Origin of the sequence: Olsenella sp. Marseille-P4559, assembly GCF_900605015.1 — a bacterium.
In the GTDB taxonomy this organism is placed as follows: domain Bacteria; phylum Actinomycetota; class Coriobacteriia; order Coriobacteriales; family Atopobiaceae; genus Tractidigestivibacter.
This window is the reverse complement of record NZ_LR027574.1, coordinates 136,066-144,709: the sequence shown is the minus strand read 5'-3', so window position 1 is coordinate 144,709 and position 8,644 is coordinate 136,066. Positions and strand designations below refer to the sequence as shown.

5 protein-coding genes are annotated in these 8,644 nt (G+C 60.8%); 1 reads left to right on the top strand and 4 read right to left on the bottom strand.

The window, feature by feature from the left end:
* The first annotated feature begins 203 nt into the window (after positions 1-203).
* Entirely contained in the window at positions 204-566 is a 363-nt protein-coding gene (locus tag E0E00_RS14975; RefSeq protein ID WP_207302692.1) for a transposase, read from the top strand.
* 383 nt (positions 567-949) lie between these two features.
* On the opposite strand, the gene E0E00_RS06805 is transcribed toward E0E00_RS14975, so the two are convergent.
* The 4 genes from E0E00_RS06805 to E0E00_RS06790 form a co-directional block, all read right to left on the bottom strand.
* Complete coding sequence (locus E0E00_RS06805) at positions 950-1,885, bottom strand: class C sortase (protein ID WP_165443594.1); 936 nt, start codon at positions 1,883-1,885, stop codon at positions 950-952.
* A gap of 160 nt (positions 1,886-2,045) precedes the next feature.
* Positions 2,046-3,656: an isopeptide-forming domain-containing fimbrial protein gene (locus tag E0E00_RS06800; RefSeq protein ID WP_130811798.1), complete on the bottom strand. Its 1,611-nt coding sequence runs from the start codon at positions 3,654-3,656 to the stop codon at positions 2,046-2,048.
* Between the two features lie 20 nt (positions 3,657-3,676).
* Positions 3,677-5,332 (bottom strand): isopeptide-forming domain-containing fimbrial protein, encoded by a 1,656-nt coding sequence (locus E0E00_RS06795; RefSeq protein ID WP_130811797.1) that lies wholly within the window; start codon positions 5,330-5,332, stop codon positions 3,677-3,679.
* Positions 5,332-8,481: a Spy0128 family protein gene (locus E0E00_RS06790; RefSeq protein WP_130811796.1), complete on the bottom strand. Its 3,150-nt coding sequence runs from the start codon at positions 8,479-8,481 to the stop codon at positions 5,332-5,334. Before E0E00_RS06790 ends, E0E00_RS06795 begins: the two co-directional genes overlap by 1 nt.
* Positions 8,482-8,644 lie beyond the last annotated feature (163 nt).

Here is an 8,644-nt window from a genome sequence, read left to right as displayed (position 1 = left end):
CATGCGCGGGGAGTTGTAGGAGAAGAAAGGATTGGTGCCAGGGCGACGCTCGTGCGTGAAGAATCTTCACGCTGACGTGTGAAACGAACGGATGCTGTTTTGTGAAACGAGAGGTTGACGAAACACACCAGTGCTTTGTCCGGCCCACCGACGGGACGCCCGTGACTGACGGAGGTCTCGCATGTCTGGTCCCGGGATGGCCTGTGCAGGCGCCGGCACACAAGGGCAAGCATGCGCCCTGCGTGCTGGATGCCATGGGCAGGGCGGCTTTCACCGGGGAGTTCCCGGCGGACAGGCCCGGATACAAGTCGCCCGCCGCAGCCGCTCTCGGCATCGCCGCGGGAGACAATCCCGAACGCATGAAGTCGGAGGCGGCATTCGCGTCGCTGTGCGGGGCGGCGCCCATCGAGGCGCCGGACGGCAGGGCCGTCAGGTACCGGCTCAACCGCAGGGGCAGCCGTCAGGCGAACCGGGCGCTCCACACCATCGCGCTCAGCCGCATGGGGCACGACGGACGGGCAATGATCTGCAGGAGCCACGAGATGCCTCTTGACACACCACAATAGGAGCGTCATTCGGCACACTACCGAGGATGGCGGCGCGCCCCTGGTTGGTCGCGAGCCCGTCCTCTGGCGCCGCGCCTGTCTTCCCGCACTCGGCCTGCCAGCTGCGCAGGCAGGATCCCCGTCGGGCACCCCAGCTCTGCGATGGTGTCGGCATGGCCATGGTCGAGTCTGGCGGACGCCCCCATCGCAATCCTCCTCTGCTCGATGCTGTGCGTGCGGCTCCCCTCCTGCCCCCGTTCTGGTCCAGGCCCCCCACCACAGTCCCACTGAACTATCGGCTTTCTGTTGCCAGATTGTCCCTATGGACCGTGCGGGCTGTCCGTGTCGGAAAAGGCGATGCGGAGAAAAGCGAAGGCGCGAGCATCGAAATATCCTGAGCGGCATCATGAGGCGATGTGACGTGGCGCGTGCCGGCAGCCCTTGCGCCGAAGCATGTGATGGGCAGCAGCAAGCCCAACGAGGATGGCAGCCGCCAGTATGAAGGGCAGCGTTCGTATCCCAAGGAGCCCCTCTATGGCATCGCCTGCGCTGGGGGCTTCGGGAAGCCCTGTCGTCCTGTGCGCATGGACCAGCAGCCTGTGGTCGTTGACACCATAGGGGGTGCAGGTCACCAACGTGCAGAGGTCCTTCCCGGGCTGGATCGCAAGAGACTCGGTCTCATCAGGAAGCACGACCTCCGAAGAATCGACCTCATAGGCATATGAGGTGCCGAGGGTATGAATGACGAACACGTCTCCCGGATCGAGACGACGGATGTCGTCGAACATCCGTTGCGCATGCGTACCGGAATGCGCAGTCAGCACGGTATGGGTTGATAGGCCGCCGACAGGGAGGCTGCTGCCCTCCAGATGCCCCGAGCCTTCCGCCAGCGCCTCGTCGCTCGTCCCGTGATATATGGGGAGTTCGACACCAATCTTTGGTATCTCGACCCATGCCATCGCGGCATCTTGCCCGCAGGACAGCTGCTGCTCATAATCTAGCTGCTCGGATGGCTCCGAGCCGACGTCTGGGACTTCGGTGACCTCGCCACGGGCCTCCGCGTCAGCAGCCAGTTCCGCCGTTGCCGTCTCCTTCATGCCTTGGTACGGGACGCCCGCCAATGTTGCGTTGTACTGGTAGGCATGGGCCAGGCAGGACAGCCGTGCTGGGCTGTTGAGGTCGTCTGAGACACTCGTCATAGACGAGATCGCCCGTGCGTTAGCCCAACGAGCATACAGATCCGTGAGTATCGGTGCCCCCAGGATGGCAAGGCCGACCAGAAGCCCGAGGATGGGCAGTATTGGGGGCTTTGTTGCATGTGTTACTCCCGGCGCTGACATATCCCTCTCCACCTCGGCACACCCCATATGTGCCACATGGGTGCCGACCCGCATGCAGCACCGGCGCACGCTCAAACGAACATGTGAAGAGGGGCTAGCGTCAGCCCCTCTTCACCTTCTTCTAGGACATCATCGACCCGTCCTGCGCCCTACCCAAACGCTACTCCTTTGCACTCCTGTTACGCTTGGCCATGGCGACAGCGGAGGCGGCCACAATCGCGCCGCCGACGATGACGGTGACCATCAGGCCAGACTGGCCGGTCAGAGGCAGCCCGTTGTTCTTGACATCGCTCACCGCGATCGTAACGGTTCCCGTGTTCGCATCGGCAGAGGTCGTGACATCCTGGCTGCCCGTGGAGGCTGCACTCAGCGTAAGCGTGTCATCGACGGTCGTCATATCCTTTGCATTGTCAGTGATGGTGACATCGAAATCGCTTATGGCCTCATAGTCTTCCGGTGCCTTGGTCTCCTTCACGGTATAGGTGCCCGCGTCGATGTGGCTGACGGAGATGGTGCCATCGTTCCCGGTGGTGAACTCGTATGCGGTGTCACCGAGCGACCCGTCCGCCTGGACATACTTGCCGTTGTCGCCCGACGTGTTGTCGGCGTTCTTGACCTGCAGGGTAAACTTTGCGCCGGAAAGCGTACGACCCTGGTTCTGCTTGTCCTTCTTCACAAGGCCCAGTTTGTAGGTGTAGTCTTTGACCTTATCGGGCTTGGTGGAGCCATGCTGATCGGTGTTGGGGTTGTTGGAATACTCGACGTGCACCTCGTTGGGGTTGTTCTGGGAGGCGATGACAGAGTTCGCATTGAGAGATGCCTGGTAGGTGAGGACAACCTTGGACGTGGCACTGACACTAATCGGTGCGCCATTGGTGCCCTTGGCCGCCTTCAGGTCTTGAAACTCGACGGAGAGGGAGCCCGTCGCAGCCGCTACGGTATAGCTGCTCGGGGCCACCTCGGTGCCGTCGATGGCCACGCGGATGGTACCCTGGTCGATGTCGAGGCCAGCGGAGGGCGTGTCCTTGAAGGCGTAATAGTAGGTGTCATAGGTCGCGAGGTTGGAGGCGACGGTGCCCGTGATCTGATAGTCGAGCTTCTTACCCAGCTCGGACGAGGCGGCCTTGCCGAACTCCGCCGCATCGTCGTCCTTGATCTGCTTCTCGACGGTCGGGACGGTCGTCTTCTCCTTGACCGTGACGGCAGACCCGCCGACAATCGCGAAGATGGGCGAGGTGCCGTTCTGGTCAACCTTGCCGGCCACGTCGGCAGTGACAATCAGATAATAACCTTCGGGGAGGGATGCCGCTGTGCCCGGGGTGACCGTGGTCTTGTCCGCGATACCGTCGACGGCGTCGGCAAGCTTGTTTCCGAAGCTCGCATTGTCGAGGATGGTCGTGTCGCTGGTGCCCGTGATGTGCGAGTTGATGAACTCCGCAGCCTGCTGTGCGGAGGCGGAGGCGTCGGTCGGGTCGGCATACGAGCTGTCCTCGGCCTTGATGGCGTTTACGACCGCGGTGCGGACGCCGTCGCTCGCCCAGGCGATGTTGGCAACCGTCTTGCTGCCGCCGCTATCAGTCACATCCCCCGCAAAGATCTGGTAGGCGCTGTATTTGGTGCTCGCATTATCACCTGAATTGGCAGTGACGGTAATCTGTCCCGTCACACCGGGAGCGGCAAGAGCCACTACCGGCGTAAAGGTCATCGAGAGAGCCATCGCGGCAGCGATACCCGCGGTTACTGCTTTTCTTGCAATGCCTTTGCGTTCCATGTTCCTCACCTTTCCGGGCACTATGCCCTTTTTCCGCTACTTGCGGCTTCAGTGGAAGACCCAGCATGCTCAGGCGTCTCCGCCCTTGCATGCCTTCGAGCCCTTACACCCATTCCAACTGCAAACACGCCTGCTATCAGCAATGTGGCAGCGGCAAAGAGATACGGAAGGTCTCCCGTCTGCGGCAGTAGGCCAGACACGCCTTCTGGCATCGGTGGCCACGTGGGGCCACCGGGAGGGGTCTCTCCCGTTGGAGTGTTCTTGATCTGGACGACGGCATGTCCCGCCGAGGCGCTGACATCCTCCACGGCCGCCGCTTGGCTGGCGGCCAGCACGGCCAAGCTCTTCCGTGCGCTATCCCCGCTAAGCGACACATCGACAGGTGCGCCTAGGGTTTGATAGCCCCCGGGAGCCTTGGCCTCGATGAGCTTATAGTCACCCAAGCCAAGTGCGCGGACATAGATCATGCCGTCCGAATCGGTCACGAAGCGCCTGGCGCCATCTTGCGAATCCGACCACGTGTCACCTGCCGTGAGATACTTCCCGTCGCTTCTCTGGACGACGAACTCGGCTCCCGCAAGCACCGTGTCTGCATCGCGTGACGACGTCTTGCGCACCCTCAGCTCAAAGGAATAGACATTCGTCCCATGGTCCTCTGTCTTACCCACTCCTTCTGCGGAAGGGTCACGTGTGTATTCGATATGGGCAGTGTTCTTGTTGGGACTCCCATACCCCATCGTTGCCTTCGAGACGTCAAGTGTCGCATCGTACTCGAGCACGACCGAATCGCCCTGCACGTACCCTGGATATACGCCCTTGAGGTTATCGATGGAGACAACCAAAGACATACCCCCTTCAGGCGTACCCTGGGACGAAATCGTAAACCTGTCGGTAAGGTCAGCCTTCTCGGTGCCGTCTGCCTTAAGGACCCTCACTCGTATGGATTCCGTCCTGACGACGATGCTGGCATCCATGGTGTCCGCAAAGCGGTACAGGTAGGTGTCATAGCTGCCATAGCTCACAGGAAGCGTGCCCGTGATGCGGTAGTGCAGCGTATCGCCAACCCCAGCCGTGACGGAGTCGGAGTAGTCCCCTATCGAGCCGTCACCCTGCCGCTTGGCGACCTCCTTGCTGCTCGAGGGGACCGAGGGCTTCTCGTTGACTGTGTTGGCCCCTGGACCAACCAGAGCGCAGACTGGTACCGTGCCGTCACCGACGATTAGCCAATACCCCTGATGGAGGGGGACGTCCTCGTTTGCGTTAAGCGACACGCCCGTCGAGCCGCTCTGTTCGGCAAGGCCCCTCAACCGAGTGGCAAAGGAGAAGTCGCTATCCTCGGCGACCTGCTCTCCGATCCAATTGCGCACAATGCGGGGGTCCGAGGCGCTCTGGCTCGCATCCCGCCACTCCGGCATGGCGGTCAGACCCTGATAGAAGGCACCCGACATGGCACCATCGAAGGAGGGGTTCGCGAGCGAATTGCCATCGGCCGTTCCCGATAGCAGGCAATATGCCGTATAGGAATGCTCGGAACTCGAATTGACCCGAAGTGTTGGTGCTTCCTCGGCCAATGCAGGCCGAGTGAATCCCATGCAAGACAGGGCCGCTACCGAAAGGACCAGTACGGCCATAGCCATGATGCGCCCCACGAGGCCCCGCTGCCTAGCATGCGTCATCACTCGTCATCTCCCTTCTTGAGCGAGTCAAGCCAGCCGAGGCCATCTCTTCTCCAGAACACGACCAGCGCCGTCACCAGAACAAGGGTTCCCAGACCTATTGGCCAGCCGAGGCCATTGCCGCCCGTCTGGGGCAACGCACTTGCAGCCGTATTGGTAAACGTGTTGTTTGAGGTATCAAGGCCAAACAGGCTATCCGTCTTGTACGTTGTCGTGGTCGTAAGGTTCCCTGTGCCATCATCGGCGACTGCAACCTCCACCAGGCACGTATGCGTATCATATGTCACGCCAGGCTGACCATCATTCACCTCGACAATCCGGTACGTGAAGGTCTTACCGTCATCCGATGCAGAGTAGCTGATGGGCGAGAAGGCAACCATCCCATTCGCGTCGTTATGGGCCGTCTGCAGCGTATGCCCCTCGGCGTCTCTCAGCTCGAAGGCAAACTGCCCATCGGCCAGTGAGGCACCCTTGAGTATCTTGGTGGCCTCCAGACTGACGCTGCCGCTCGTCCCATATGCATTCGTAAACGATGCCTCAGAGGAATCCCCCAGTGCTATCGTCCCTGTCGTGCCTTCCGAGGAGGCCAACGTGAACCCATCCGGCACATCAATCTCTTGCACCTCGTATGTCGCGTTGGCGGGGAGATTGGCGAGCACGACGTGCTGACCGTCCTTCATGGAGACCGTGCCGCCGTCTCCGACTTGCCCGGAAGCGCCGCCCACTGCATTGCCCTGCGCATCGTACGTTGCGTAGGGGTAGCTTCCTGGCAGCGGGTTGCCACTGCCGTCCTTGAGGGACAGCTTGAAGTGGAAGTCCTTGCCTTGGGCAGACGTCGTGGCTCCCTCTACGGCCTTGGAGATGCCGAGACTTCCTGTCTTTGACGTATTGTCGAAGCTCATGGTGTCGACGGATGAGCCATCCTTTGTGATGACAGGCGTGGCGACCACGGCCTCCTTGCCTTGGGCATCCGTCGTCTTGGTGGGAACGACCTGCACCGTATACGTCGCCTCGTCGAGCTGGTAGGCGTTCGCCACATCTGCGTCGTCACTCTGGGCCTCCCGGACGGTATAGGTGAAGGTCTTGCCGAGGTCCTCCTCCTTGTACTCGATGGCGTCAAAGGTGACGTCCCCACCACTATTGGCCTTTGTCTGGAGCACGTTTCCATCGGCGTCGAGCAGCTGGAACTTGAACTTCCCGTCCAGCGAGACGCTCGGCACCGCACCATCCACCGTCTTCGTCGCATGGAACTTGACCGAGGGCATCTTGAGCGTCTTGGTCGTGTTGCCACCGTTGACGCTGTTATACACAGTGGTGCCGTCGGGCACGTCAGTGAAGTCCACGACGAACCGTACGTACTCGGTGTCATCGCCACTGATAGGCTGCTTGTTCCGTATGTGCACGATATGCGCATCGGGGTCATAGCTCACGTCGAACTTGTCGTTGCTCTCGGCATACAGGAACTTCACCCGGCTGTCCTGCAGCTGATCATCGAGCTTGATCTCGCCTTCCTGGAAGCCATTGTTGTTCCAGAACTTGAAGGTGTAGGTGACCCACTGGTCGGCGGGGTCCTGCGAAACGACCGTCTTGTCGACACTCTTCTCACCGCTGGCGGCACTGTAGTTATTCCCCTGGAGGACGTAGTTGCGATGCTCCTGATAGGTCTTGTTGTTGGTGTCCTTGTAGTTGATTTCGGCACGGTTGGTGTACTTGACGTTCTCGCCGCCCTTGGCGATGACCCAGTAGTTGATCTGGATGGAGCGATAGAAGAAGCCGGGGTGGCTGAAGGTGAGCCTGTTGCCCTCCGCGGACACCGAGTACTGGCCCGGATCGACCGGAGCGTGGTTGTCCTTATAGACAACCTCGATGGCATGGGAGGTGTCGAAGGTCATGCCGTCAGGAAGGGTGTCCACGACGGTGACGTCGTGCATCCACGCCATCTTCTGATTCACGTACAGGCGGTACTTGAGGCTCTGGTCGCTTGTCGAGTCATAGACTCCTGTCTGGGCGGCGTTGTTGCCCCGCCCCTCCGAGTAGTCATAGTCGCCGTACTGGACCTTGCCCCCGTTGTCCATCGCATCCTTCATGATGGCATCGGTGTACGTGCCCGAGGTCCCGCCGGCGCTACCTGTAGGGATGACCGTGATGCGCAGGGCATCTCCCCCCACCTCGATATCGTCCGAGGTCTCCGTGGTAACGTCGGCTGTGGTCACGAAGGCCGAGAACGATCCTGTGAGCGAGGCCTCGGCGTTGGGGCCGAACACCAGCCTGTAGGTGCCGTCACCATTGTCCACCACCTGCTTGAAGTGCTGGGGTGAGACGCTTATGCGCACGCTCTTCGCAATATCCTGCGGAATGCGCACGGTCACGTAGTCGTCCTCGTGGACCGAGTTGAGGTCGATGTCATACTTGACCGAGACGATTGCCGTCGACCCGGCGGAATAGGAGGTCTTGCTCGACGTGATAGTGGCGTGGAAATGGGAGCTCGTATCTGACCCAAGGGCATTGGGAGACGAGGCGAGCCTTCTGGTAGATAGTGGCGCCATGCCCGTACCAGGCACGCCAACCGCTTGATCGCTCGTTGGACCCATAGCGGCTGCACTCTCGTCCTCAGGCGTCCACTGGGCATACAGCGTAAGGGTATCATCCTTGACGGCATCCGAAAGGGCCACCGTCGCGTCTTGCCCGTTCTCTTGAAGGCTGTAGCTCCAGCCGTTGAGCACTGCCTTGTCGGGCACGGCTATGGCAGGCATGGCCTCGTTCTGCTCGGTGGCTGCATCGTCCTTCACGTCAGCGCCATCAGCCGTTGTGGACCATCCCGCAAACCTATAGCCCGGGCGCGTATAGCCACATGCAGGCAAGGCAAGCGACCAGGTGCCACCGGTGCCCTCGCTCGTGGCGACGACGTCCTCCATGGATCCGTCGCTTGCCGCATTGGCATCAAAGCACACCGTATGCCTTGCGGGCTGTGCAGGGGTGGCAACGTCACCGCCAGTGGTGTCTTGGCTCGCAACGGCATCCTGTAGGCTCGCCGTATCCGGCATGCTAGAGGCCGATGCGATGGCCACGCCCTGGCATACGAACAGCGCCATCACCATAAGCAAAATGAACCATACATGGTGCCTCGTCTGTCTCTGCCCACTACTCATAGTGACCCATTTCTACCTCGATGCCGCAAGCTCACATACAGTGGACTGCTGTGTCTGCACGCATGCCAGACGTATGCTTTCCCACTTGTCTCCCCCCGCTCTCGGAGGTGGCTCCTGGGCAAGGCGATGCCTTTAACATGCCGATGCGCTGAGTCTACCCCCC